This is a genomic window from Stenotrophomonas sp. YJH_SMC_94-11, from assembly GCF_059370435.1.
On record NZ_JCAFTR010000002.1, the window covers coordinates 24,499 to 48,824 of the forward strand.

A 24,326-nucleotide genomic window follows, 5' to 3' on the forward strand; every position below is an offset into this window, starting at 1 on the left:
TCGCCGACGGTCCAAATTCGCAGACAGCATCCCCAAGGACACCCTCCGTGGCAAAAATCACCAAAACCTTCCAGTACGGCAAGCACACCGTCACGCTTGAGACCGGCGAAGTCGCCCGCCAGGCCAGCGGCGCGGTCATCGTCAAGATGGACGACACCGTACTGCTGGTCACCGCCGTCGCCGCCAAGAGCGCGCGCGAAGGCCAGGACTTCTTCCCGCTGACCGTCGATTATCAGGAAAAGTTCTACGCCGGCGGCCGCATCCCGGGTGGTTTCTTCAAGCGTGAAGGCCGTGCGACCGAGAAGGAAACGCTGATCTCGCGTCTGATCGACCGTCCGATCCGTCCGCTGTTCCCGGAAGACTACAAGAACGAAGTGCAGATCATCGCCACGGTCATGTCGCTGAACCCGGACGTGGATGGCGACATCCCGGCCCTGATCGGCGCCTCGGCTGCCCTGGCCCTGGCCGGCACCCCGTTCATGGGCCCGATCGGCGCTGCCAAGGTCGGCTACAAGAACGGCGAGTACATCCTGAACCCGACCGTCAGCGAACTGGCTGACTCGCAGCTGGAACTGGTCGTTGCCGGTACCTCCAATGCCGTGCTGATGGTCGAATCCGAAGCCGCGCTGCTGTCCGAAGACGTGATGCTGGGCGCCGTGACTTTCGGTCACCGCGAAATGCAGAAGGTCATCAACGCGATCAACGAGCTGACCGTCGAAGCCGGCACCAAGCCGTCGACCTGGGAAGCCCCGGCCAAGAACGACGCGCTGATCTCCGCGCTGAAGGAAGCCATCGGCCCGCGCCTGGGCGAAGCCTTCCAGGTGCGCGACAAGCTGCAGCGCCGTGACGCCATCTCGGCGATCAAGAAGGACGTGTTCGAAGCCCTGGCGGGCCGCGTGGCCGCCGAAGGCTGGAACCCGGCCGAGCTGTCGAAGGAATTCGGCGAGCTGGAATACCGCACCATGCGTGACTCGGTGCTGGACACCAAGGTCCGTATCGACGGCCGTGCGCTGGACACCGTCCGCCCGATCGCCGTGAAGACTGGCGTGCTGCCGCGTACCCACGGTTCCTCGCTGTTCACCCGCGGCGAAACCCAGGCCATCGTGACCATCACCCTGGGCACCGCCCGTGATGGCCAGGTCATCGATGCCGTTGCCGGTGAGTACAAGGAAAACTTCCTGTTCCACTACAACTTCCCTCCGTTCTCGGTGGGCGAGTGCGGCCGCATGATGGGCCCGAAGCGCCGCGAAATCGGCCACGGTCGTCTGGCCAAGCGCGGCGTGCTGGCTGTCATGCCGTCGCTGGAAGCCTTCCCGTACACCATCCGTGTCGTTTCGGAAATCACCGAGTCGAACGGTTCCTCGTCGATGGCCTCGGTCTGCGGCTCGTCGCTGGCGCTGATGGACGCCGGCGTGCCGGTGAAGGCCCCGGTGGCAGGCATCGCCATGGGTCTGGTCAAGGAAGGCGACCGTTTCGTGGTCCTGTCCGACATCCTGGGTGACGAAGATCACCTGGGCGACATGGACTTCAAGGTGGCCGGTACCGCTGAGGGCATTTCCGCCCTGCAGATGGACATCAAGATCGAAGGCATCACCGAAGAGATCATGAAGCAGGCCCTGCAGCAGGCCAAGGCTGGCCGTCTGCACATCCTGGGTGAAATGGCCCACGGCCTGACCGCTCCGCGTGAGGAGCTGTCGGACTACGCGCCGCGCCTGCTGACCATCAAGATCCACCCGGACAAGATCCGCGAAGTGATCGGCAAGGGTGGCTCGACCATCCAGGCCATCACCAAGGAAACCGGCACCCAGATCGACATCCAGGACGACGGCACCATCGTCATCGCGTCGGTCAACGCCATCGCTGCCCAGGCCGCCAAGGCCCGCATCGAGCAGATCACCTCGGACGTCGAGCCGGGCCGCATCTACGAAGGCAAGGTCGCCAAGATCATGGACTTCGGTGCGTTCGTTACCATCCTGCCGGGCAAGGACGGCCTGGTCCACGTGTCGCAGATCTCCAGCGAGCGCGTCGAGAAGGTCGGCGACAAGCTGAAGGAAGGCGATGTGGTCAAGGTCAAGGTGCTGGAAGTCGACAAGCAGGGCCGTATCCGCCTGTCGATGAAGGCAGTCGAAGAGGGCGAAGGCGCCAGCGCCGAGTAATCGGTACTGCTGATCGTGCGGTGGGTGAGGACCGTTGGTCCTCACGCTTTCGCAAATGAAAAAGCGGGCTTCGGCCCGCTTTTTCTTTGCCTCGATGTTGTGAAGAGAAGCTCATCCAGGTCGCTGCATGTCCTGCTGCAGTGCATGATCGCCGCCACGCGGCCATCGTTCTGTCACGGTTGCACGGATCGCACCTGTCCATGGGACGACATGCCGCGACATCCGCACCACAGCCCCATCGGTTTGCTAACGTGACGGCGCCTTTGAACCGGGAGATCCCATGTTCCGCCAGACCGTGGCCGTCCTTGCCGTGCTGATTGCCGGTGCCCTGCCCATTGCCGCGCACGCAGCGCCCGCACAGCCGCCGATCTTCGGCGCCTACTACCCTGGCGGATCGGCCGAGCGCTATCCGGTGTCGAGCATTCCGGCCGAGCGCCTGACCCACCTGTTCTACGCGTTCTCCACCATCGAGGACGGCCGCTGCACGGTCGGTGCGGAAGCGCCGAAGAATTTCGCCGCACTGGCCGAACTCAAGAAGGCGCATCCGCACCTGCGCACGCTGATTTCGATCGGTGGCTGGGGCGCGGGTGGGTTCTCCGATGCAGCGCTGACCGAGGCCAGCCGCAGGCGCCTGGTCGATTCGTGCATGGCGCTGTTCTTCGAACGCCACGCCGGCAGCTTCGATGGCGTGGACATCGACTGGGAATTCCCGGTCAGTGGCGGACCGAAGGAGCTGGCGCATCGCCCGCAGGATCGCGCCAACCTGACCCGGCTTGCGCAGTCCTTCCGCCAGGCACTCGATGCACGCGGTCGCAAGGTGGGCCAGCCGATGCTGCTGACCGCCGCGTTGGCCGCCGGCCGCCTGCAGACCGACGGTCCCTATGATCCAGCGGCGAGCTACGACCTGCCGGCGCTGGCCAGGGTGTTCGATTTCATCAACCTGATGAGCTACGACATGGGCACCGGCTTCTCGTCGGTGTCGACCTTCAATGCGCCCTTGCATGAAGTGCCGGCCGATCCGCTGGCGCCGGAGCTGCGCCGCTGGAACAACGTGGCCGGCGCCGTGCAGTACTACCGTGAACATGGCGTGCCGGCCGACAAGCTGGTGCTGGGCGTGCCGTTCTACGGGCGCGGCTTCAAGGTCACCGGCGATGCACCGGACGGCCTGTATCAGCCCTACAGTGCACCGGCCGATGCCGGCGACTGGCGGGTGATCAAGGCGCGCTATCTCGACCAGCCGGGTTGGACCAGACACTGGCAGCCGCAGGCGCAGAGCCCGTGGCTGTACAACGCCGGGCAGAAAATCCTCATCAGCTATGAGGACCCGCGTTCGATCGGCCTGCGTGCGCAGTTCGCCCGCGAGCAGGGCCTGGCCGGAGTGTTCATGTGGGAGCTGACCGGCGACGACGAGCAGGCCAGCCTGCTCAACGCCATGCTCGGCCCGTGGCAGAAGGCGCGCATCGGCGATTGAGTCGCCTGCTGGCACCGGGCCGATGCCCGGCGCCATGCCGCAACGCCAGCGACCCGACACCGCACAGTGCGATGACGCCGGCGGCGCTACGCTTTGCGCATGATCCATCTCGAACGCCTGGACCACCTGGTTCTCACCGTCGCCGACATCGAACGCAGCTGTGACTTCTACCAGCGCGTGCTCGGCATGCAGGTCGTACGCTTCGGCGCGGGACGTAGCGCGCTGCAGTTCGGCCAGCAGAAGATCAACCTGCATCCGGCCAATGCGCCACTGCAGCCGCATGCGCTGCGACCCACGCCGGGGAGTGCCGATCTGTGCCTGGTCACGCGCACAGTGATGGTCGATGTGCTGGCACACCTGCAGGCGCAGGCCATTGTGGTGGAGGAGGGGCCGGTCGCGCGTACCGGTGCGCTGGGACCGATCGAATCAGTGTACTTCCGCGACCCGGATGGCAACCTGATCGAAGTGAGTCGTTACCCGGGCGAAGAGCGCCCGCAGCGGTAGCGCCGGCTCGTGTCCGGCGACGCTTCAGTTCGCCCAGACGCTGTTCGGATCGCCGTTGCGGGCGCGGCGCTGGCTGGCGACGGCCAGGCGGGCGAAGCCGAAGGCCATGGCCAGCGCGATGGCATCGATCCAGAACAGCGGCCACTGGCCACGCGCGGCGGCGCGCCACAGCCAGTCACCATTGAGTGCACCGTGCAGGACCGGCACCAGTGCAGTGCTGATCGCTGCGGCCCACAGCAGTTCGCGCGCGGCCTGCGCGGGGCGGCGCAGTGCAGCCCACAGCGCACAGGCTGCCCAGCTGCCGAAGCAGGCCCAGCGGATGCCGTGGTCGACCGCCGACGGTGCCAGCCGCTCCAGCACCAGTGCGGTGACGAACGCGACCGAGATCGCCACGCACAGGCCGATGCACACGCCGACCGTGGCCCGCGCCATGTTCACACCGGCACGTGGCTGTTGTGGCTGGCGACGCTTGCGCCGCGACTCGATCCACAGCAGGTTGCCGGAGTAGAACAGGAACGCACCGCCGAGGCCGAGCAGGAAGTACAGCCAGACCACCACGCCGTTGCCGAACTCACCGAAGTGCAGCGCGTAGGCGGCGCTGAGCGTGGCGTGGTTGGCGTCGCGCTGGCCCGGCAGCTGCGACGCGAGCAGGTTGCCGGTGGCGACGTCCAATGCCACGGCACCAAGCGGGCCGAGGGTGCCACTGGCCTCGCCGGTGATCTCGATCGTGGCGTTGGCATCGCCGCCATTGGCCAGCTTCAGGTAGGCCGGTTCAAAGTTGGCCACGCCCTGCGCGCGGGCCACTTCAAGTGCGCGCGCATGCAGCACGCGCAGGCTGCCCGGTGGCGCCGGAATCCCGCTGGCATCGCGCACCGGCGCAGTGTCCATCGCGGTCGGTACCGCTTGCAGCGCCTTGCCGTCGTAGATCAGCGGATTGAGCAGGGCCATCTGCACGAACACCAGGCACAGCAGGGCGCCCGTGACTGCGAACATCAGGTGGAAAGGCAGGCTGAGCACGCCGATCACGTTGTGCGCGTCCTGCCACAGCTGCTTCAGGTTGCGGCCCGGGCGCAGCGCGAACAGGTCGCCGAACAGCCTCGGCAGGTGGATCACCAGGCCGCTCAGCAGCGCCATGCCATACAGCAGGCTGACGATGCCCATCACGTAGATGCCGGCCACCGGCAGGCCGAGGCTGTAGTGCAGTTCGTTGACCAGTTCTGCCAGTCCGGTCTGCGGCGGCGAGGGGCTGCCGGCGATCTGGCCCGGCCAGGCGTAGCGCCAGCTGCCGTCATCGGCCTGCCAGTACGCCAGGGGCTGCGGGTGTTCGGTGCCGGGGAAGGTCATGCCAACGTGGCGGCGGGCCTCCGGGTGTGCCGCCAGTACGTCTTCCAGCAGGTACTGCGCATCGTCCAGGCCCGCCGGCAAGGCGGTGGCTGCGCCCGGGGTCTGCCACAGCGGCAAGTCGTGATGGAACAGGGTCAGCGCACCCGCATAGAAGGCCACGAAAAGGCCGAAGCCGGCGACCAGGCCGACCCAGGTGTGCAGGGTGGTGAACGTGCGCAGCGTCTGCGAACTGAACTTCATGGGGGAGCTCTCATTGCACCGCGCCGGTCAGGCGCAGCAGCCCGAGCACGGCGAAGCCGGCCGCGGCGCTGCCACCCAGAACCAGCCAGGCGCGCAGTGCGCTGCGGAAGCTGAACGCCCATAGGGCGGCCAGCATCCATAACGGGATGAAGGCGATCAGGGTCGGCACCAGTGCGCGCTGCCACGGGCCGGGCGGCAGCCAGGCCAGCAGGCCGGTGGCGGCGGCCGCAAGCAGGAACCCAGCGATGATGCCGGCGATGGCGCGCGACCACATCACGGCGACTCCGTGCCCGGGCGATGCCAGGCGGCCAGCGCCGGCAGCAGCATCGCGGCGAGCATCCAGGTGCACAGCATCGCCACCAGACCGGCAGCGAAGCCGAGTTCGGCCATCCACAACCACAGGGCAGCAGCGGCGGCGACCAGGCCGATCTGGCGGCCGAGGCGACCGGCGCGGCGCAGGCGGGGCCAACGGCAGTGCGGCGAGGCGGCGTAGAAGGCCAGTGCCGAAAACATCGCTGCCAGCATGCCCAGGCTGCAGAAGCCCAGGGTGGAAAGGCCGACGGTGATCATTGCGGGCGGGCGCCGCGGCAGTGGGCCGGCGAACGCGGGGCACGGGCGGGGCCGGCGGGAGCCGGTCGGAGCGGGTGGCGCATCACGAGGTCCTGGGGGAAGCGGGCAGGCTGGCACGGGGCGGGCTGCGCGGACATGGTAATCATTGCGTTTTCACGCCGCCAGCGCCGGCCATTCAGCGGACCGCACGGCAGCCCTTGGGCTTTCCGGTGCGCTGGTTTAAGATCGTCGCAGACTCCTGACTGGAACAAGGTGGCCCGCGCCCAGCGCCGGCCGAGCGTGCGACATGAGCACTACCACCGCCCACTGTTGACCTGCCCCCGAAGGCCCTGTGTTCCAGGCGCCCTCGCGGCGCTTTTTTATTGCCCGGGCCGCGGCCCGGGAACGCTTTCCAGCCCGCCCCGCGGGCCCCGCACGAAGCCACTGCGATGATCAACATTACCCTTCCCGACGGCAGCCGCCGCGAGTTCGAAAATCCCGTCAGCGTCATGGACGTCGCCCAGTCGATCGGTGCCGGCCTGGCCAAGGCCACCATCGCCGGTTCCGTCGATGGCGTGCTGGTCGATGCCAGCGACGTCATCGACCACGATGCCAGCCTGCGCATCATCACCGCCAAGGACGAGGAGGGCGTGGAGATCATCCGCCACTCCTGCGCCCACCTGGTCGGCCACGCCGTCAAGCAGCTGTACCCGGACGTGAAGATGGTGATCGGCCCGGTGATCGCCGAGGGCTTCTACTACGACATCTATTCCGAGCGCCCGTTCACGCCGGACGACATGGCCGCGATCGAGAAGCGCATGGGTGAACTGATCGCCCAGGACTACGACGTCATCAAGAAGATTACGCCACGCGCCGAGGTGATCGAGATCTTCAAGGCCCGTGGCGAGGACTACAAGCTGCGCCTGATCGAAGACATGTCCGACGACATCCAGGCGATGGGCATGTACTACCACCAGGAATACGTGGACATGTGCCGGGGCCCGCACGTGCCGAACACGCGCTTCCTGAAGGCCTTCAAGCTGACCCGCATCTCCGGCGCCTACTGGCGCGGCGACGCGCAGAACGAGCAGCTGCAGCGCATCTACGGCACCGCCTGGGCTGACAAGAAGCAGCTGGAGGCGTACATCAAGCGCATCGAGGAAGCCGAGATGCGCGACCACCGCCGCATCGGCAAGCAGCAGGACCTGTTCCACCTGCAGGAAGAAGCCCCGGGCCTGGTGTTCTGGCACCCGAAGGGCTGGGCACTGTGGCAGGTGGTCGAGCAGTACATGCGCAAGGTCTACCGCAGCAGCGGCTACGGCGAAGTGCGCTGCCCGCAGATCCTGGACGTGAGCCTGTGGAAGAAGTCCGGCCACTGGGACAACTACCAGGACAACATGTTCTTCACCGAATCGGAGAAGCGCACGTACGCGGTCAAGCCGATGAACTGCCCGGGCCACATCCAGGTGTTCAACCAGGGCCTGCACAGCTACCGCGACCTGCCGATCCGCTACGGTGAGTTCGGTTCCTGCCACCGCAACGAGCCGTCCGGCGCGCTGCACGGCATCCTGCGCGTGCGTGGTTTCACCCAGGACGACGGCCACGTGTTCTGCACGGAAAACCAGATCGAGTCGGAAGTGACGGCCTTCCACCAGCAGGCGCTGGCGGTTTACCGGCACTTCGGCTTCGACGAGATCCAGATCAAGATCGCGCTGCGTCCGGAGTCGCGCCTGGGTGACGACGCCACCTGGGACAAGGCCGAAGGCGCGCTGCGCTCGGCGCTGACCGCCTGTGGCGTGGAATGGCAGGAGCTGCCGGGCGAGGGTGCCTTCTACGGCCCGAAGATCGAGTACCACCTGAAGGACGCGATCGGCCGTACCTGGCAGCTGGGCACCATGCAGGTCGACTTCATGATGCCGGGCCGCCTGGGCGCCGAGTACGTGGACGAGAACAGCCAGAAGAAGCACCCGGTCATGCTGCACCGCGCCATCGTCGGCTCGATGGAGCGCTTCCTGGGCATCCTGATCGAGCACCATGCCGGCCAATTCCCGGCCTGGCTGGCACCGACCCAGGTGGTGGTGGCCAACATCACCGACGCCCAGGCCGACTACGTCTCGGGCGTGACCAAAACCCTTGCGGAGCAAGGCTTCCGCGTCAGCTCGGATTTGCGTAACGAGAAGATCGGCTATAAAATCCGCGAGCATACGTTGCAGCGCGTGCCCTACCTGCTGGTCATCGGTGACCGCGAGAAGGAGAATGGGGCTGTGGCGGTGCGTACGCGTTCTGGCGAAGACCTGGGCAGCATGAGCCTGCAGGCCTTCATCGAGCGGCTCCAGGCCGAGGGCGCGTAAGCAAAGGTCCGGTCCGGGCGCACAGGCACCCGGACCGGTTCGATACCCTTGGGAGAACGTAATATCAGCACCCCTGACAACAAACAGAACCGCAAGAATCAGGAAATCCGTGTGCCGCGCGTCCGCGTGATCGGCAGTGACGGAGAAATGATCGGCGTGTTGTCGCGCGACGAAGCGCTGTCCATGGCCGAAGATGAAGGCCTGGACCTGGTCGAGATCCAGCCGCAGGCCGATCCGCCGGTCTGCAAGATCATGGACTTCGGCAAGTTCAAGTTCGAAGCGCAGAAGAAGGCCAGCGAGGCCAAGAAGAAGACCAAGCAGGTCGAGATCAAGGAAGTGAAGTTCCGTCCGGTCACGGACGAGGGCGACTACCAGATCAAGCTGCGCAAGATGCGCGGGTTCCTTGAAGATGGCGACAAGATCAAGGTCAACATCCGCTTCCGTGGCCGTGAAATGAGCCACCAGGAACTGGGTCGTGAAATGGCCAACCGGATCGAGGCCGATCTGGGCGAGGACATCGTCATTGAATCCCGTCCGCGCCTGGAAGGGCGTCAGATGGTCATGATGATCGCGCCGAAGAAGAAGACCTGAGGCCGGACGGGCCGCCTTCCGGGGCGCCTGGCTGAATGGTTCAGGATAAAGGGACGCCGCTGGCGTCCCTTTGCTTTTGCAGGATGCCGGTGAAGTGCCGGCGAAAGGGCTGCAGGGGCTGGTGGCAGGGCGGTTTTGCCTGTATCATGCCCGGCTCGACCCACCCAGGACGGGTCGTACGCCGATCATGGCAGGACGGAAAGAGCGGCCCAGGCCGCCGCCAGATCAGTCAGAAACCAGGGTCATATCCCATCAAGGACATTGCAATGCCCAAGATCAAGACCAACCGGGCAGCGGCCAAGCGTTTCCGCAAGACCGCCTCGGGCAAGTACAAGTGCGGCCACGCCAACCGTAGCCACATCCTCACGAAGAAAGCGACCAAGCGTAAGCGTAATCTGCGTCAGACGGGCCATGTCCGTGCAGAAGACGCTGGCCGTCTGGACCGTATGCTCCCTTACCTCTGAGGAACTGAAAAATGGCACGAGTTAAGCGTGGCGTACAGGCGCGTCGCCGCCACAAGAAGATTCTGGATCTCGCCAAGGGCTATTACAACGCCCGTCGCAAGGTCTTCCGCGTCGCCAAGCAGGCGGTCATCAAGGCACAGCAGTACGCCTACATTGGCCGTAAGCAGAAGAAGCGCAACTTCCGTTCGCTGTGGATCACCCGTATCAATGCGGCTGCCCGCATCAACGGCCTGAGCTACAGCCGCTTCATGAACGGCCTGCTGAAGGCTGGCATCACCCTGGATCGCAAGGTCCTGGCTGACATCGCCGTGCACGACGCAGCCGGTTTTGCTGCGCTGGCCGAAAAGGCCAAGGGCGCGCTGGCGGCATAAGTCCTTCCCGATGCCGTAACCGTTCACTCGGAACGGTGTCAGGTCAAGGCAATGCATGGGGAAGGGCGCAAGTCCTTCCCCATTCTTTTTTGGGTTCCGGCGAGGCCATGGCGGCAGCGCGGGGACGGCGGTGGCGACAGGGGTCGGCCCTTCGCGCATCGCGATGGCAGATCGACTGGAGTTCCGGCCCCCCATGAGCGACATCCAATCCCTCACCACCCAGGCGCTGGCCGATGTGGCCGCCGCACAGAGTCCCGACGTGCTGGAACAGCTGCGCGTGGCCCTGCTTGGCAAGAGTGGCAGCATCACCTCGCAGCTCAAGCAGCTCGGCGCCCTGCCGGCGGACGAGCGCAAGGCCGCTGGTGAAGCGATCAACCAGGCCCGCGACGCGCTGACCCGCGCGCTGGGCGAGCGCAAGGCGCTGCTGGAAGACGCAGCGCTGGATGCGCGCCTGGCCGCCGAAGCCATCGACATCACCCTGCCGGGCCGCAACGGCGACCGTGCCGGCCTGCACCCGATCACCCGCACCCTGGAGCGCATCACCGGCATCTTCGGCCGGCTGGGCTACGAGCTGTCGGAAGGGCCGGAGATCGAGGACGACTGGCACAATTTCGAGGCGCTGAACTTCCCGCCGCACCATCCGGCGCGCGCCATGCACGACACCTTCTACTTCGGCGACGGCCGCCTGCTGCGCACGCACACCTCCGGCGTGCAGGTGCGCTACATGGGCGACCACGCGCCGCCACTGCGCATGATCGCCGCCGGCAAGGTGTACCGCAGCGACAGCGACCAGACCCATTCGCCGATGTTCCACCAGGTGGAAGGCCTGCTGGTGGACGAGCATTCGACCTTCGCCGACCTGAAGGGCACGCTTGCCGAGTTCGTGCGCGCCTTCTTCGAGCGCGACTTCGAGATGCGCTTCCGCCCCAGCTATTTCCCGTTCGTGGAGCCGGGCGCGGAAGTGGACATTGCCTGGCAGCAGCCCGACGGCAGCACCCGCTGGCTGGAAGTGCTGGGCTGCGGCATGGTCCATCCGAACGTGCTGCGCAACGTCGGCATCGATCCGGAGCGCTACACCGGCTTCGCGTTCGGCATGGGCGTGGAGCGTTTCGCGATGCTTCGCTACGGCGTCAACGATCTGCGCGCGTTCTTCGAGAACGACGTGCGATTCCTGAAACAGTTCGCGTAAGCCGCAACCATGTAGAGCCGAGCCATGCTCGGCTGCTCCTAAATTCGCAGGCCCAGGCGCATGCGCCGGGCCCACCAGGGTGACACCATGAAATTCTCCGAAAACTGGCTGCGCAGCCATGTCCCGACCGGCGCCTCGCGCGATGAACTGAGTGCAGTGCTGACCGCCATCGGCCTGGAAGTGGAAGAAGTGACCGCGCTGGGCGAAGGCCTCGATCACGTGGTCGTGGCGCGCATCGTCGAGGCCGTGCGCCATCCCGAAGCTGATCGCCTGCAGGTGTGCAGGGTCGATGCCGGGCAGGGCGAACTGCTGCAGATCGTCTGCGGCGCACCGAACGCGCGCCCGGGCCTGGTCGCGCCGCTGGCCATGGTGGGTGCGCAGATCGGCGAGCTGAAGATCAAGCCGGCCAAGCTGCGCGGCGTCGAGTCCAACGGCATGCTGTGCTCGGCCAAGGAGCTGGGCCTGGACAACGATGCCTCCGGCCTGCTGGAGCTGCCCGATGACGCGCCGGTCGGCCAGGCCCTGGTCGACTACCTGGGCCTGCCGGACGCCAGCATCGAGATCAAGCTGACCCCGAACCGCGCCGACTGCTTCAGCCTGCGCGGCATCGCCTATGACGTCGCCGCCGCCACCCGCAGCGAAGTGCTGGACTTCGCTGCCGAGGCCATTCCGGCAGTCGGCAGCCGTGAGCTGAGCATCCAGCTCGACGCCGGCGCCGAAGCGCCGCGTTACCTGGGCCGTGTCATCGAGGGCGTCAACGCCGCCGCCAAGACTCCGTTGTGGATGGCCGAGCGCCTGCGCCGCAGTGGCGTGCGTCCGGTCTCGCTGCTGGTCGACATCACCCAGTATGTGATGCTGGAGCTGGGCCAGCCGATGCACGCCTACGACCTCGGCACCCTGCAGGGCAGCATTGCCGTGCGCCGTTCGCGCGCGGGCGAGACGCTGAAGCTGCTGGACGGCCGCGATGCGGCGCTGGACGACAGCTTCCTGGTGGTCACCGACGCCGATCGTGCGATCGGCCTGGCTGGCCTGATGGGCGGCTTCGACACCCGTGTCACCGACGCAACCACCGCCGTGTTCCTGGAAGCCGCGCACTTCGCGCCGGCTGCGATCATGGGCCGTGGCCGCAAGCTGGGCCTGCACACCGATGCCGGCCACCGCTTCGAGCGCGGCGTCGATCCGGCGCTGCCGCGCATCGCGATCGAGTACGCCACTCGCCTGGTGCTGGACCTGGCGGGCGGCACCCCGGCGCCGGTTACCGAGGCCGTGCGTGAAGCCGATCTGCCGCAGCCGGCAACCATCGTGCTGCGCCGCGCCCGCATCACCCGCGTGCTCGGCATCACCATCGACGATGCGGAAGTCGAGCGCATCCTGCGCGCGCTGGGCATGGACGTGGTTGCTGCTGCCGACGGCTGGCAGGTGGTCGCGCCGAGCCGCCGCTTCGACATCGCCATTGAAGAAGACCTGATCGAAGAGCTGGCCCGCATCCACGGTTACGAGCAGATCCCGACCACGCTGCCGGGCGGTGCCGCCCGCGTGGCGATGCCGAGCGAGACCCAGCTGGACGCGCTGAGCGTGCGCCGCCAGCTGATCGCCCGTGACCAGCAGGAAACCGTCAATTTCGCCTTCGTCGACGATGCGCTGCTGGCCCAGTGGCAGCTGCGCGACGGCCTGGTGCCACTGGCCAATCCACTGTCGGCCGAACTGGCGGTAATGCGTCCGTCGCTGCTGCCGGGCCTGGTCGCCACACTGGGCCGCAACGCCGCCCGCCAGCTCGGCCGCGTGCGCCTGTTCGAGCTCGGCCGCGTGTTCGCCCAGCAGGCCGGAGATGGCCAACCGGCACCGCTGGAAACGCCGCGCGTGGCGGCAGCTGTCTGCGGTGACGCGCAGGCGGTGCAGTGGGGCCTGCCGACTCGCAAGGTCGACTTCCATGACCTGAAGGGCGACCTGGAATCGCTGGCGGCTGCCAGTGGTGCGGTACTGGAGTTCCGCCCGTCGGCCCGTGCCTACGGCCACCCGGCGCGGTCGGCCGAGGTGTTCCGCGATGGCGTGGCGATCGGCTGGATCGGCCAGATCCACCCGCGTCTGGCCAAGGCGATGGATATCGAGGCCGATGTCTACGCCTTCGAGCTGGATCTGGAACCGCTGACCGCCCGTCGCCTGCCACGTGCCGGCGAGCTGTCGCGCTTCCCGGCGGTGCGTCGCGACCTGGCGTTCCTGGTGCCTGAACAGGTGGCCTGGGCCGATCTGGCGGCGACCGTGCGCCAGGCCGCCGGCCCGCTGCTGCGCGACCTGAACCTGTTCGACCGTTACGTCGGCCAGGGCGTCGAGCCGGGATTCAAGAGTCTCGCTATGGGCTTGATTTTGCAGGACAAGTCGCGCACTCTGACGGACCGCGACGTGGATGCGGTGGTGGCCGAGGCGGTCACTGCCATCGAGCGTGAACACCACGCCCGGATCCGCGGCTGAGCGGGCAGCACTCGGGGGTAGCAGGCAATGGCATTGACCAAGGCGGAGATGGCGGAAAAGCTGTTCGACGAAGTCGGTCTGAACAAGCGGGAAGCCAAGGAATTCGTCGACGCGTTTTTCGATGTGCTGCGTGAAGCATTGGAACAGGGACGTCAGGTGAAGCTGTCGGGCTTCGGCAATTTCGATCTGCGGCGCAAGAACCAGCGCCCGGGTCGCAACCCGAAGACCGGCGAGGAAATTCCGATTTCCGCCCGTACGGTGGTCACCTTCCGGCCGGGCCAGAAGCTCAAGGAGAGGGTGGAAGCTTATGCTGGATCCGGGCAGTAACCGCGAACTACCGCCGATCCCGGCCAAGCGCTACTTCACCATCGGTGAGGTCAGCGAGCTGTGCGACGTCAAGCCGCACGTCCTGCGCTACTGGGAAACCGAGTTTCCCAGCCTTGAGCCGGCCAAGCGCCGAGGCAACCGCCGCTACTACCAGCGCCATGACGTGCTGATGGTGCGGCAGATCCGCAGCCTGCTGTACGAACAGGGCTACACCATCGGTGGTGCACGCCTGCGCCTGGATGGTCCCGATGCCCGCGAGGAATCGGCGCTGAGCAACCAGATCATCAAGCAGGTGCGCATGGAGCTGGAAGAAGTGCTGCAGTTGCTGCGCCGCTGATCCAATTTCCATCGTAATCCGCTATACTTCACGGCCCGCCGCACTGGCGGGCACATCGCAGCATCAGTCGGGGCGTAGCGCAGCCTGGTAGCGCATCTGCCTGGGGGGCAGAGGGTCGTCGGTTCGAATCCGGCCGTCCCGACCACTGTGATGAATCAAGAAGCCCGCGCAGCGATGCGTGGGCTTTTTTGTGCGTGCGGTGTATGCTGCGCGCCACTCGTACTACCGCGGCTGCTGAACCCGGTACTCACGAGAACACATCATGGAATCTGCAAGGAACCGTGCCTGGCGTCGCAGCCAGGCCCGCAATCGTGGTGGCGACCGCGCCACGACCGCCTACCGCTACAAGCCCGAGAAGAGCTGGAAGCTGTTGTATACGCGCGATGCCAAGCTCGCGCGTGCACGCCAGCTGGGCTTCACCTATCCGGTCCTCAGCGCCCGGCAACTGCAGGAACAGGAATGATCAACCTGCTGTTCGTCTGCAGCCGCAACCAGCTGCGGAGCCCGACCGCCGAAGCCATGTGGCGACGGCGGCCCGGCTTCAACGCGCTGTCGGCCGGCACCAGCCCGCACGCACGACGCCCCATCGGCCCGGCGGATATCCGCTGGGCCGATGTCATCTTCGTGATGGAGGCCAAGCACCAGCATCGCCTGCGGGCCGCGTACGCGCGCCTGCTGGAACACAAGCGCCTGCATTGCCTGGACATCCCCGACGACTATCGCTGCATGGATCCGGTGTTGATGGACCTGCTGGACGCAAAGGTGACCACGTATCTCGACCAGCTGCCGGAAAAGCGGTAGATCAGCTCCGGATCGCCTTCGTCCAATCCATGCACGATGCCGCTGTCGATGAAACCCGAGGCGGGCATCACCTCGCGGATATGCAGCATCGTCGAGGAAGGATCGGGGGGTGCCATCGCAGGCTCCTGGACTGGATGCGCCCAGTCCATCGATCACGTCGGCCGTGCCTGCGTATCCGCCAAAGCCAGCGTGTGGTCGACAGTCAATACACGCGGAACTCGGCACGGCAGCCGTCGCTGACCCACACCCCGCGGCGGTCCCAGCCCCAGTTGCGGTCCTCGACGCACGGCGTCACCGACTTCTGCTTGACCAGGCGCACCTCGCGACGCACGCGGATGCGGCATTCCTTGTCCTTCTGCTCGTAGGACTCGCAGACCAGGCGCTCGCCGTCGTCATCCCGATCACGATCCCGGCCGCGCCCCGGCCAGCGGCCGCGTCCCTGTTCGTCTGCCACGAACTCAGCGCGGCAGCCTTCGGTGACCCAGAGCATGCGGCGGCTCTGGCCCCAGTTCTGGTCCTCGACGCAGCGGGTGACCGACAGCTGCCTGGCCATGCGCATGCGGCCTTCGATCGGGCATTGCTGGGTCTTGTTGAACTGCGACTCGCAACGCAGCGGCGGAATGTGATCGCTGTCGTAGTCCTGGGCGGCCACCGTGGCGGCCACCGTGGTGGCCACCAGCAGCAGGGCCAGGGCGGAGGTGGCAATGGGCGGCAACAGGCGATGGGTCATGGAGAGCCTCGGCAGGGGGAATGGGCCGCAAGAATGGACCAGCCCGAGGCCGTCGGAACGGATCGTTCCGGCGCTGGCTCAGTGGGGATTTAGTAGTGCGCACCGGCCCATGCAGGGCCTTACATCCCTTATCATCGCGGCACATCCGATCGCATCGGCTTACACCTTCTTACATGTCTCCCACGCATGCCGGCGCAGCCTGTGGCTGCCGTCACTGGCGTGCAGCCGGCTTGCGGAGGAGGATGCGCGGACCACGACGACCACAGGGGGTTGCGTTGATCAGCAGTACCGTCATTCATCGCTCGGCTGGCGCAGAGGCCGGGCAGGTGCGTGTCCTGGACACCACGTTCAAGGGCAAGCATGTGTTCATTGCGTGGGGCCTGCGCGGGCCGGAACTGACCCGCAGCGCAGACCCGCCCGCCACCGTGGCTGCGCGCAAGGCGTTGCACGCCGTGGCCGGCCACAGCGAAGGGCCGCGCAGCCCGGAGGTGTTCATCGCCAACCAGTCGGCGGTGGCGATTACCGTCTATCGGCTGCTGACCGAAGCGCGTTCGGGCGATGCCATCTTCTTCCTGTGTGATTCGCAGGCTGTGGTCGACTGGCTGATCACCGCACTGGAAGTCCAGGGCGAAGGCTGACGCTGCGCGCGGTCAGGCCAGCGCAGCGTCCACCGCCGCAAGCGCGTGCAGGGTGGTCGTGTCGAACAACGGCACCGCACTGTCCTCGGGGCGCACCAGCAGCATGATCTCGGTACAGCCGAGGATGATCGCTTCGGCGCCGCGCGCGACCAGCCGCGCAATCACGCCGGCGTACACCTGCCGCGAGTGCTCGCTGGCCACGCCGGCGATCAGCTCCTGGTAGATGATGTCGTGCACGCAGCGGCGATCATCAGCCTCCGGAACCAGTACCTGCAGCCCGAAGCGGTCCTGCAGCCGGTCGCGGTAGAACGCCTGCTCCATGGTGAAGGCGGTGCCGAGCAGTCCCACCTTGCGGATACCTGCCTGCAGGATCGCCGTGGCGGTCGGGTCGGCGATATGCAGGAGGGGCAGCGGGCATTCGGCTTCGATCCGGCCGGCCAGCATATGCATGGTGTTGGTGCAGATCACCAGCAGCTCGGCGCCACCGGCCTGCAGTCGCCGCGCGGCATCGAGCATGTGGTTGCCCAGCACATCCCACTGACCGTCGTGCTGCAACTGCTTGATGTCGGCGAAATCCACCGACCACAGCAGCAGTTGCGCCGAATGCGCGCCACCGAGGCGGTGCCGCACCGTCTCGTTGATGAGACGGTAGTACTGCGCCGAGCTTTCCCAGCTCATGCCGCCGATCAGGCCAAGGGTCTTCATGCTCAGCTCCATGCCAGGGAGTCGTCATTGCAGCACAGCAGGTGTGGCAGTTGCACCATACATTAGTGACTGCTAATGTGTTGATCATGATCGAGAACGCCCTGTTCAAGGCGCTGGCTGACCCCACCCGCCGCCACATCTTCGAAAAGCTGGCCGATGGCGGGCGGCATGCCAGCGCGCTGCGCGAGGGCATTGCGATCAGCCAGTCTGCGATGTCCCAGCACCTGGCAGTGCTGCGCGATGCAGGGCTGGTGCGTGAGCAGCGCCAGGGGCGCTTCGTCCACTATGAAGTCGATCCGCGCGGGCTGGCCCACATCGGACGCTGGCTGCAGCGTTATCGGGCCTACTGGCCGGCGCGGATGTCCGCACTGCAGAACCTGCTGGAGGAGATGGACTGATGGACGATGTTCTGAAGGAAGCGGCTCCCGAGCTGGTGATGGAGCAGCGGTTGCCTGCGCCACCGGAACGGGTCTGGCGCGCACTGTTCGATCCGGCACTGCGTGAGCGCTGGTTGCCTGCCGCCGATCTTGCCGATCCAAAGCCCTGCCTGTTCGAGGAGGGGCGGGAGCTCGGATTCCGCTTGCGCGATGCACAGCCCCCACATCTGCACAGCCTGGTGTGTTTCCGGCTGCGCGGTGATGAGGATGGGGGAACGGTGCTGACCATCGTGCATCGGCTCACCGACCGGCGCGCGCTGATACCGCCGGCGTCCAACGATGACCATCGCACGGTAATGCGCGCGGCGTGAGCCGGCGCCTGGATCGAACGCTACAGGGAGCAGGCACATGCGGGACAGAATGCAGCTGGTACCGATGGTGGTGGAACGCAGCGAGCGCGGTGAGCGCTCCTATGACATCTACTCGCGGCTCCTGCGCGAGCGCATCATCTTTCTCAACGGCGAAGTCGATGACACCGTATCGGCGCTGGTCTGCGCGCAACTGCTGTTCCTTGAATCTGAAAATCCGGAGAAGCCGATCCATCTGTACATCAACTCGCCGGGCGGGGTGATCTCCAGCGGCTTGGCGATGTACGACACGATGCAATACATCTCGGCCCCGGTGCATACGCTGTGCATGGGCACCGCGCGGTCGATGGGTTCGTTCCTGCTGATGGCCGGCGAGCCGGGTCACCGCGCGGCGCTGGCCAATGCCAGCCTGCATGTGCACCAGCCGCTGGGCGGGGTGCAGGGCCAGGCTTCGGACATCTTCATCCACGCCGAGGAGATGCAGCGCACCAAGCAGCGCATCACCCAGCTGTATGCGCGGCATTGCGGACGCAGTTTCGAGGAGGTCGAACAGACCCTGGACCGTGATCGGTTCATGAGCGCCGAGCAGGCACGCGAATGGGGCCTGATCGACCAGGTACTGGTACGGCGCGACGCGCTCGCGGCCTGAGCCTGCCTCTGTAACCACCGCATCCATGCTGCACTGTGTGTGCCGCGCCAGGCCGGCGCACTCTATGCTGGTTGGATGTTCTGAAGTGGACGCCCGATATGGCCCTGCATACCTGGTGGTGGTTCCTGGCCACGGTCTTCGTGCTGTGCGGGACGCCTGGGCCGAACATGCTGCACATCCTTGGGCGCAGCGTCGGGCTGGGGTTCCGTGGCAGTGTGCCGGCCATGGCCGGCTGCCTGCTGGCGATGCTGCTGGTGCTGGCGGCTTCCGCAGCGGGCCTGAGTGCGCTGCTGCATTCCTCGCCCATGCTGTTCGAGGTGCTGCGCTATCTCGGTGTGGCCTACCTGGCCTGGCTCGGCATCAAGGCGTGGCGTGACAGCTGCCGGCCCGCACCCGCGGTGGCCGATGCTGACGAGGTCACACTGGCGCCGGTACATGGCGCAGGAACGGTGTTCCGCGGCGGCCTGTGGGTCGGCCTGAGCAATCCCAAACTACTGCTGTTCGCCGCAGCGTTCCTGCCACAGTTCGTCGACCCGTCGCGCAGCCAGGCCGTACAGTACAGCGTGCTGGTGGCGACCTTCGCGGCCTGCGAACTGTTCTGGTACGTGATGTATGCGGCCGGTGGCCACGGCCTGCGCCGTTGGCTCGCCAAGCCATTCGCACGGCGCTGGTTCGAGCGGCTGGTGGGAAGCGTGTTCCTGGCTTTCGCAGTGGCGTTGTTGCGCTTCCGGCCGCGTTGATTCACGCCGCACACGCGGCCCGTTCACGAGCGCCGCATCGGTGGCGGCCTAGCCTGATCGCACCGTTTGCATTCCCTGCTGGGAAAGGATCGACATGATCAAGTGGGCCATCATCTTCGCCATCATCGGCATCATCGCGGGCGTGCTGGGCTTCGGCGGCATCGCTGGCGCCGCCGTGGGCATCGCCAAGTTCCTGTTCTGGGCAGGCATCATCATCGCCGTGGTGCTGTTCCTGATCGGCATGAGCGTGGCGAAGAAGGTCAGCTGAAGAAGGTCAGCTAGCGCCGTTCGCGCAGCAGCGTCTTCAGTGCGCGCTGCTGCGCGAGAACAGATTGATCACCAGTACGCCGGCGCAGATCAGGCCGATCCCGATCAATGCCGGTGCATCCAGCCGCTGCTTGAACACCACCAGGCCGATCAGCGAGATCAGCACAATGCCGACGCCGGACCAGATTGCATAGGCGATGCCGGTCGGCACCGACTTCATGGTGACCGACAGCAGGTAGAAGCACAGCCCATAGCCAACCAGCGCGCCTACTGTCGGCCACAGCCGGCTCATGCCGTCCGAGGCCTTCAGCAGCGACGTGGCAATCACTTCCAGCACGATGGCGGCGGCCAGGTAGATATAGGGGTTCATCGTGGGCTCCGGGTCACTGCGGGTCGCACCGGATCAGTCGTCGATGCGAGCGAAGCGCGCCTGCGGGCCGTGTTCGCCCGGAACCTGCTCGATGAACATCGGGTAGGGGCGTACCCACAGGCCGCCTTCGCCATAGAGTGCGCGATAAAGCACCATCGGTTCCAACGTCTCGCTGCTGCGGACGATGTCGATCACCTCGTAGTCGCCACCCTTGAAGTGGCGATACCGGCCACGGGCGAGATCGGGCAGGGGAGTCAGCTCAGCCATGGCAGGGCGTGCTCACTTGCGCGCCGGGCTGGCGGGCTTGGCGCAGTACGCGTCGATGGCCTCGGCCGTGTTGGCCAGGCCCTGCGCCTGCGCCAGCTCCCAGGGGCGCTCGCAGCGCTGGCTGTGTTCGCACCACTGATACCCGGCAGAGCCGATACAGCCGTGCGCATCTCGGTCGCCCCCCACCACCGGCGTCGCTGGCGATGCCTCAGCGGCATCAGCGCGCGCGGTCGCCGTGTCCTGGCTGGCACAGGCGGCCAGAGCCAGCAGGGCCGGGATCAGAAGAAGCACCTTCATGTGCGAGCTCCGCGCCTAAAGCGACATTTTCTGTCGCAAATAGCTTGCCAGCAAGCGCTCAATGCACGGCGGCGCGGATCAACTCTTCGATCAGGATCAGATAGCTGGCCACGAAATAGAACTTCAGCAACGTCCAGCGTTGCTGTGAGAAGAAGGTGCGCATGTGGAAGGGGCCCCTGTTGATGACGGTAGTGTGAAGCCAGCCTGACTCCGTGACAAGGATCACGGAATGAACGGGCTAAACGGACTCAGGGATGTGAGGAAAGCCAAGATCCGACGCGAAGGCGCGGCATTTTCGTACAAATCTGATAGGCCATCCCGGAGGCGGTCGCTAGCCTGATGGTGTAACGGCAAGCGGCCCGCTGCCTGCCACTGCACCCTTTCATCCGCAGGAGCCTCCCGATGGTCATCACCGTCCAATGCAATGCCCAGCGCTGGTCCGTACTGCATCCGCAGGTGAGCGACACCACCGGTTACGCCCGGGGCGCCGACGCCTTTGATGCCGCCGCCGCGCTGGCCCTGGAGCATCACCGCCGCACCGGCCAGCGCAGCACGGTGCGGGTCGAGGCGCTTGGCAACACGGTAGACGCGCTTTACGTTGGAGAGTGACGCCAGCCCCCGTAGTGCAGTCAGCCGCGGTTGAGTTGTTTGAATGGGGGAACAACTGCCATCGCGCCTCCCTCTGTGCGCCGGGCCGTGAATCCCGGATGCTTGCGCCATCGTATTCATCTGGAGATCTCGATGGGCAAGGCACTCACCTGGCGCACCCTGGCCTGCACCCTGTTGCCGATGCTGGCGGCCGCCGGCGGCGCCCAGGCGCAGAGCTATGGCTACGGCTACGACGACGACCGCTATGGCGGCCGCGATGGCAGTGGCATCGTGCGCTGCGAGTCGGTCAAGAACCGCAGCAACGAGTGCCGCCTGGATGGCCGCGCGCGGCTGATCCGCCAGTTGTCCGGTTCGCCCTGTGTGGAAGGTGAGACCTGGGGCCAGTCGCGCAACGGCGTCTGGGTCACACAGGGGTGCCGTGCCGAATTCGTCGGTGAATACCGCCGCGGCGGCGGCTGGGGCGGCAATGGCGGCGGCTGGGGCAACGGCAATGGATGGGGTGGTGGCGATGTGGTTACCTGCCATTCCAATGGCCACCGGCAGGAGTACTGCGATGCCCGCATCCGCCGGGGCGTGCGCCTGATCCGCCAGGACTCGCGCAGTGCCTGCATCGAAGGCCAGAGCTGGGGCTGGGATCGCCGCGGCATCTGGGTGAGCGATGGCTGCAGGGCGCAGTTCCAGGTGAACTGAGCTTTACGGATTCAACCCATGAAAATCAGAATAATCTGATACAGCTCACATTTTGAACGCCGTATCGTCTGTGATCAGGGCGCCTTGCGTGCCCTGATTCCCGATGTCGATTGCCGTAGCCGGCATCAGCATCGCGCCGCCGTCGATACGCTGCCTCAAGGAGTGAGCTGCATGTTGATCCGCCTGCAATGCGAACAGCGCCAGTGGCGCGTGCTGCACCCGGATAGGCCGGAGCCAATCGAGTTCCGTGATGGCGCACGAGCCTATGACTTTGCCGAGACCCTGGCCCGCCTGCACTTCGTCGACACCGGGCAGCGCGCCGCCGTGCGCGTGGAGGCCAGCGGGGCGTTCGTGGAAGCGGTCAGTTACGGTTGAGCGTGGGGCGCCTGCCGGGGCGGGCCTGCGGGGTCCGGCCATCCACGCATGGCGTGGAACCACCTGCTTCCACCGTGGAAGGTGCGAGCCTTCGGCTGCACCTTCCCGTGATGCGTGGATTCCTGATCGGCCTCAGCCCGCCGCGCTCAGCGGTGGGCTGCCTGCGGCCAGCTGTGGCCAACGCTTGAGCACGGCGGCGCGGATGCCGGCCGCATCGATACCGGCTTCGGCCAGCAGGTCCTCGCGGCTGGCGTGGTGCTGGTAGCTGTCGGGCAGGCCCAGGTGCAGGATCGGACGCAGCACGCCTTCGGCATTGAGCAGTTCACCGACACCGGAACCGGCACCGCCGGCCACGACGTTGTCTTCGATCGTGACCAGGCCCTCGTGCTGCGCGGCCATGGTCAGCACCAGCTCGCGATCCAGTGGCTTGATGAAGCGCATGTTGACCACGCTCAGGCCCAGTTCGCGGCCGACCTGCTCGGCGGCGGGCACGGTGCTGCCGAAGGCAAGCAGGGCGATGCGGTTGCCCTGCAGGCGCAGCTCGCCCTTGCCGATCGGCAGGGTCGACAGGTCGGTGCCGGCCGCAACGCCGGTACCCGTACCGCGCGGGTAACGCACGGCCGCCGGACCCGGGTGCTGCAGGCCGGTGCTGAGCATCTGCCGGCACTCGGCTTCATTGGAGGGTGCCATCACCACCATGTTCGGCACGCAGCGCAGGAAGCTGAGGTCGAGGTTGCCGGCGTGGGTCGCGCCGTCCGGACCGACGACGCCAGCGCGGTCGATCGCAAACAGCACGTCCAGATCCTGGATTGCCACGTCGTGCACCAGCTGGTCGTACGCACGCTGCAGGAAGGTGGAGTAGATCGCCACCACCGGCTTGCCACCCTGGGTGGCCATGCCGGCGGCGAGGGTGACCGCGTGCTGCTCGGCGATCGCCACGTCGAAATAGCGCTGCGGGTATTCCTTGCTGAAGCGCACCAGGCCAGAGCCTTCGCGCATCGCCGGAGTGATGCCGTAGAGGCGCGGCTCGGCGGCGGCGGCATCGCACAGCCAGTCGCTGAATACATCGGTATAGGTCGGCTTCTTGGCCCCGGCCTTGGCCACCAGGCCCTTGTCCGGATCGAACGGGCCCACGGCGTGGTAACCGATCTGATCGCCTTCTGCCGGCTCGTAGCCCTTGCCCTTGGTGGTCATCACATGCAGCAGCTTCGGGCCCTTGGAGGCGCGCAGCGTCTTCAGGGTGGACAACAGGGCCGGCATGTCGTGGCCGTCGATCGGGCCGGTGTAGTGGAAGCCCATTTCCTCGAACATCGTGGAGGGCACGAACATGCCCTTCCAGTGTTCTTCCCAGCGCTTCACGAAACGCGCCGGGTTGTTCTTCTTGTCACCGAGGATCTTCTTGCCACCTTCGCGCAGCGCGTTGAGCGTACGGCTGCCGGTCGCTCGGCCCAGCATCTTGGTCAGGCCGCCCACTGCCTCGGAGATCGACATGTTGTTGTCGTTGAGGATCACCAGCAGGTTCGGCTCCGGCTCCATGCCACCAGCGTGCATCAGCGCCTCAAATGCCATGCCGGCAGTCATCGCGCCGTCACCGATCACTGCCACAACCTTGCGGTCGTCGCCTTCGGACTGGCGGGCGATGGCCATGCCGAGCGCGGCCGAGATCGAGGTGGAGGAGTGGCCGACGCCGAAGGTGTCGTACTCGCTTTCCTCGCGCTTCGGGAACGGCGCGACACCGTCCTTCTGCTTGACAGTATGGATCTCGTCGCGGCGGCCGGTCAGGATCTTGTGCGGGTAGGTCTGATGGCCGACGTCCCACACCAGCTGGTCGACCGGGGTCTGGTACAGATAGTGCAGGGCCACGGTGAGCTCGATAACGCCCAGGCCGGCGGCGAAGTGACCTCCGCTCTTGCCCACCGATTCGATGAGGTAGGCGCGCAGTTCGTCGGCGACCGCCCTCAATTCGGATTCGTCGAACGTGCGCAGGTCATCCGGTGTCTGGATGCGCGCGAGGCGGGGATAGCGGGCAGAGTCGATCATCATGTTCGCACTTTTTCTGAACGCCCATTTTCGCCCTCAA

The 24,326-nt window shown here is 66.1% G+C and carries 31 protein-coding genes, 1 tRNA gene and 1 pseudogene; 23 read left to right on the forward strand and 10 right to left on the reverse strand.

Annotated elements, in window-relative coordinates; translation table 11 throughout:
* Window positions 1-47 precede the first annotated feature (47 nt).
* The 3 genes from pnp (at window position 48) to AC5P74_RS04320 (ending at window position 4,131) form a co-directional block, all read left to right on the forward strand.
* Window positions 48-2,156, forward strand: coding sequence for a polyribonucleotide nucleotidyltransferase (gene pnp / locus AC5P74_RS04310; protein WP_053499253.1), 2,109 nt, complete (start codon window positions 48-50; stop codon window positions 2,154-2,156).
* A 280-nt stretch (window positions 2,157-2,436) separates the two neighbouring features.
* Window positions 2,437-3,627, forward strand: coding sequence for a glycoside hydrolase family 18 protein (locus tag AC5P74_RS04315; RefSeq protein WP_053499251.1), 1,191 nt, complete (start codon window positions 2,437-2,439; stop codon window positions 3,625-3,627).
* Window positions 3,628-3,726: 99 nt separating this feature from the next.
* Window positions 3,727-4,131, forward strand: coding sequence for a VOC family protein (locus tag AC5P74_RS04320; RefSeq protein WP_005417880.1), 405 nt, complete (start codon window positions 3,727-3,729; stop codon window positions 4,129-4,131).
* Window positions 4,132-4,155: 24 nt separating this feature from the next.
* On the opposite strand, the gene AC5P74_RS04325 is transcribed toward AC5P74_RS04320, so the two are convergent.
* From AC5P74_RS04325 to AC5P74_RS04335, 3 genes are read right to left on the reverse strand one after another with little or no spacing between them, the layout of a single operon-like run.
* Complete coding sequence (locus AC5P74_RS04325) at window positions 4,156-5,715, reverse strand: PepSY-associated TM helix domain-containing protein (protein WP_171957240.1); 1,560 nt, start codon at window positions 5,713-5,715, stop codon at window positions 4,156-4,158.
* Between the two features lie 10 nt (window positions 5,716-5,725).
* Entirely contained in the window at window positions 5,726-5,989 is a 264-nt protein-coding gene (locus tag AC5P74_RS04330; RefSeq protein ID WP_049452537.1) for a hypothetical protein, read from the reverse strand.
* Complete coding sequence (locus tag AC5P74_RS04335) at window positions 5,989-6,285, reverse strand: hypothetical protein (protein ID WP_005410439.1); 297 nt, start codon at window positions 6,283-6,285, stop codon at window positions 5,989-5,991. The genes AC5P74_RS04330 and AC5P74_RS04335 overlap by 1 nt, the downstream gene beginning before the upstream one ends.
* Window positions 6,286-6,713: 428 nt before the next feature.
* Between AC5P74_RS04335 and thrS the strand changes: the two genes are divergently transcribed.
* From thrS to AC5P74_RS04390, 11 genes are all read left to right on the forward strand, one after another.
* The gene (gene thrS / locus AC5P74_RS04340) at window positions 6,714-8,615 is read left to right on the forward strand and encodes a threonine--tRNA ligase (RefSeq protein WP_495222450.1); all 1,902 of its coding nucleotides are present in this window, start codon (window positions 6,714-6,716) and stop codon (window positions 8,613-8,615) included.
* 48 nt (window positions 8,616-8,663) lie between these two features.
* The gene (gene infC, locus AC5P74_RS04345) at window positions 8,664-9,206 is read left to right on the forward strand and encodes a translation initiation factor IF-3 (RefSeq protein WP_019660568.1); all 543 of its coding nucleotides are present in this window, start codon (window positions 8,664-8,666) and stop codon (window positions 9,204-9,206) included.
* Between the two features lie 266 nt (window positions 9,207-9,472).
* Window positions 9,473-9,670 carry a 50S ribosomal protein L35 gene (gene rpmI / locus AC5P74_RS04350; RefSeq protein ID WP_005410436.1) on the forward strand — a complete coding sequence of 66 codons (198 nt, stop codon included), beginning with the start codon at window positions 9,473-9,475 and terminating at the stop codon, window positions 9,668-9,670.
* An 11-nt stretch (window positions 9,671-9,681) separates the two neighbouring features.
* Window positions 9,682-10,041: a 50S ribosomal protein L20 gene (gene rplT / locus AC5P74_RS04355; RefSeq protein WP_005410435.1), complete on the forward strand. Its 360-nt coding sequence runs from the start codon at window positions 9,682-9,684 to the stop codon at window positions 10,039-10,041.
* A 193-nt stretch (window positions 10,042-10,234) separates the two neighbouring features.
* On the forward strand, window positions 10,235-11,230 hold the full coding sequence (locus AC5P74_RS04360; RefSeq protein ID WP_005417865.1) for a phenylalanine--tRNA ligase subunit alpha: 996 nt from the start codon (window positions 10,235-10,237) through the stop codon (window positions 11,228-11,230).
* A gap of 87 nt (window positions 11,231-11,317) precedes the next feature.
* Complete coding sequence (pheT, locus tag AC5P74_RS04365) at window positions 11,318-13,699, forward strand: phenylalanine--tRNA ligase subunit beta (RefSeq protein WP_053499262.1); 2,382 nt, start codon at window positions 11,318-11,320, stop codon at window positions 13,697-13,699.
* Window positions 13,700-13,726: 27 nt separating this feature from the next.
* Window positions 13,727-14,026, forward strand: coding sequence for an integration host factor subunit alpha (locus tag AC5P74_RS04370; protein ID WP_005410432.1), 300 nt, complete (start codon window positions 13,727-13,729; stop codon window positions 14,024-14,026).
* Window positions 14,007-14,363, forward strand: a complete 357-nt coding sequence (locus tag AC5P74_RS04375) for a MerR family transcriptional regulator (protein WP_005410431.1) — start codon at window positions 14,007-14,009, stop codon at window positions 14,361-14,363. Before AC5P74_RS04370 ends, AC5P74_RS04375 begins: the two co-directional genes overlap by 20 nt.
* 68 nt (window positions 14,364-14,431) lie before the next feature.
* Window positions 14,432-14,508 (forward strand) — tRNA-Pro (locus AC5P74_RS04380).
* Between the two features lie 117 nt (window positions 14,509-14,625).
* Window positions 14,626-14,826 carry a hypothetical protein gene (locus AC5P74_RS04385; RefSeq protein ID WP_005417854.1) on the forward strand — a complete coding sequence of 67 codons (201 nt, stop codon included), beginning with the start codon at window positions 14,626-14,628 and terminating at the stop codon, window positions 14,824-14,826.
* Window positions 14,823-15,164 (forward strand): low molecular weight protein tyrosine phosphatase family protein, encoded by a 342-nt coding sequence (locus tag AC5P74_RS04390; protein ID WP_005417852.1) that lies wholly within the window; start codon window positions 14,823-14,825, stop codon window positions 15,162-15,164. Before AC5P74_RS04385 ends, AC5P74_RS04390 begins: the two co-directional genes overlap by 4 nt.
* Here AC5P74_RS04390 and AC5P74_RS04395 read toward each other — a convergent pair.
* Both AC5P74_RS04395 and AC5P74_RS04400 read right to left on the reverse strand, forming a co-directional pair.
* Window positions 15,152-15,229: pseudogene (locus AC5P74_RS04395) on the reverse strand (GNAT family N-acetyltransferase); the annotation flags it as partial. The gene AC5P74_RS04390 and the pseudogene AC5P74_RS04395 sit on opposite strands and share 13 nt — an antisense overlap.
* A 137-nt stretch (window positions 15,230-15,366) precedes the next feature.
* The gene (locus AC5P74_RS04400; RefSeq protein ID WP_495204858.1) at window positions 15,367-15,894 is read right to left on the reverse strand and encodes a DUF3011 domain-containing protein; all 528 of its coding nucleotides are present in this window, start codon (window positions 15,892-15,894) and stop codon (window positions 15,367-15,369) included.
* A gap of 242 nt (window positions 15,895-16,136) precedes the next feature.
* On the opposite strand from AC5P74_RS04400, the gene AC5P74_RS04405 reads away from it, so the two are divergent.
* Complete coding sequence (locus AC5P74_RS04405) at window positions 16,137-16,532, forward strand: hypothetical protein (protein WP_061478088.1); 396 nt, start codon at window positions 16,137-16,139, stop codon at window positions 16,530-16,532.
* Window positions 16,533-16,544: 12 nt separating this feature from the next.
* Here AC5P74_RS04405 and AC5P74_RS04410 read toward each other — a convergent pair whose 3' ends face one another.
* The gene (locus AC5P74_RS04410; RefSeq protein ID WP_321573326.1) at window positions 16,545-17,249 is read right to left on the reverse strand and encodes an aspartate/glutamate racemase family protein; all 705 of its coding nucleotides are present in this window, start codon (window positions 17,247-17,249) and stop codon (window positions 16,545-16,547) included.
* Window positions 17,250-17,323: 74 nt separating this feature from the next.
* Here AC5P74_RS04410 and AC5P74_RS04415 point away from each other — a divergent pair, with 74 nt between their 5' ends.
* The 5 genes from AC5P74_RS04415 to AC5P74_RS04435 all read left to right on the forward strand — a co-directional run bounded on the left by AC5P74_RS04415 (window position 17,324) and on the right by AC5P74_RS04435 (window position 19,639).
* Entirely contained in the window at window positions 17,324-17,635 is a 312-nt protein-coding gene (locus tag AC5P74_RS04415) for an ArsR/SmtB family transcription factor (protein ID WP_005417843.1), read from the forward strand.
* On the forward strand, window positions 17,635-17,985 hold the full coding sequence (locus AC5P74_RS04420) for an SRPBCC family protein (protein WP_495204857.1): 351 nt from the start codon (window positions 17,635-17,637) through the stop codon (window positions 17,983-17,985). Before AC5P74_RS04415 ends, AC5P74_RS04420 begins: the two co-directional genes overlap by 1 nt.
* Before the next feature lie 37 nt (window positions 17,986-18,022).
* On the forward strand, window positions 18,023-18,631 hold the full coding sequence (locus AC5P74_RS04425; RefSeq protein ID WP_346607991.1) for an ATP-dependent Clp protease proteolytic subunit: 609 nt from the start codon (window positions 18,023-18,025) through the stop codon (window positions 18,629-18,631).
* Between the two features lie 98 nt (window positions 18,632-18,729).
* On the forward strand, window positions 18,730-19,371 hold the full coding sequence (locus tag AC5P74_RS04430) for a LysE family translocator (protein WP_005417837.1): 642 nt from the start codon (window positions 18,730-18,732) through the stop codon (window positions 19,369-19,371).
* Between the two features lie 94 nt (window positions 19,372-19,465).
* Window positions 19,466-19,639, forward strand: a complete 174-nt coding sequence (locus tag AC5P74_RS04435) for a DUF1328 domain-containing protein (protein WP_005417836.1) — start codon at window positions 19,466-19,468, stop codon at window positions 19,637-19,639.
* A gap of 36 nt (window positions 19,640-19,675) precedes the next feature.
* Here the strand turns inward: AC5P74_RS04435 and AC5P74_RS04440 are convergent, their stop codons facing one another.
* From AC5P74_RS04440 to AC5P74_RS04450, 3 genes are read right to left on the reverse strand one after another with little or no spacing between them, the layout of a single operon-like run.
* Window positions 19,676-20,008: an SMR family transporter gene (locus AC5P74_RS04440; RefSeq protein WP_053499229.1), complete on the reverse strand. Its 333-nt coding sequence runs from the start codon at window positions 20,006-20,008 to the stop codon at window positions 19,676-19,678.
* 33 nt (window positions 20,009-20,041) lie between these two features.
* Window positions 20,042-20,275, reverse strand: coding sequence for a DUF1653 domain-containing protein (locus AC5P74_RS04445; RefSeq protein ID WP_005417832.1), 234 nt, complete (start codon window positions 20,273-20,275; stop codon window positions 20,042-20,044).
* Window positions 20,276-20,287: 12 nt separating this feature from the next.
* Entirely contained in the window at window positions 20,288-20,572 is a 285-nt protein-coding gene (locus AC5P74_RS04450; protein WP_053499224.1) for a hypothetical protein, read from the reverse strand.
* Between the two features lie 402 nt (window positions 20,573-20,974).
* Here AC5P74_RS04450 and AC5P74_RS04455 point away from each other — a divergent pair, with 402 nt between their 5' ends.
* From AC5P74_RS04455 to AC5P74_RS04465, 3 genes are all read left to right on the forward strand, one after another.
* A complete protein-coding gene (locus AC5P74_RS04455; RefSeq protein WP_005417826.1) occupies window positions 20,975-21,181 on the forward strand; it encodes a hypothetical protein in 207 nt (68 codons plus the stop codon).
* A 132-nt stretch (window positions 21,182-21,313) separates the two neighbouring features.
* Window positions 21,314-21,871, forward strand: coding sequence for a DUF3011 domain-containing protein (locus tag AC5P74_RS04460; RefSeq protein ID WP_005417825.1), 558 nt, complete (start codon window positions 21,314-21,316; stop codon window positions 21,869-21,871).
* A gap of 171 nt (window positions 21,872-22,042) precedes the next feature.
* Entirely contained in the window at window positions 22,043-22,246 is a 204-nt protein-coding gene (locus AC5P74_RS04465) for a hypothetical protein (protein ID WP_005417823.1), read from the forward strand.
* Between the two features lie 132 nt (window positions 22,247-22,378).
* Here AC5P74_RS04465 and dxs read toward each other — a convergent pair whose 3' ends face one another.
* The gene (gene dxs, locus AC5P74_RS04470; RefSeq protein WP_053499260.1) at window positions 22,379-24,286 is read right to left on the reverse strand and encodes a 1-deoxy-D-xylulose-5-phosphate synthase; all 1,908 of its coding nucleotides are present in this window, start codon (window positions 24,284-24,286) and stop codon (window positions 22,379-22,381) included.
* Window positions 24,287-24,326: the final 40 nt, after the last annotated feature.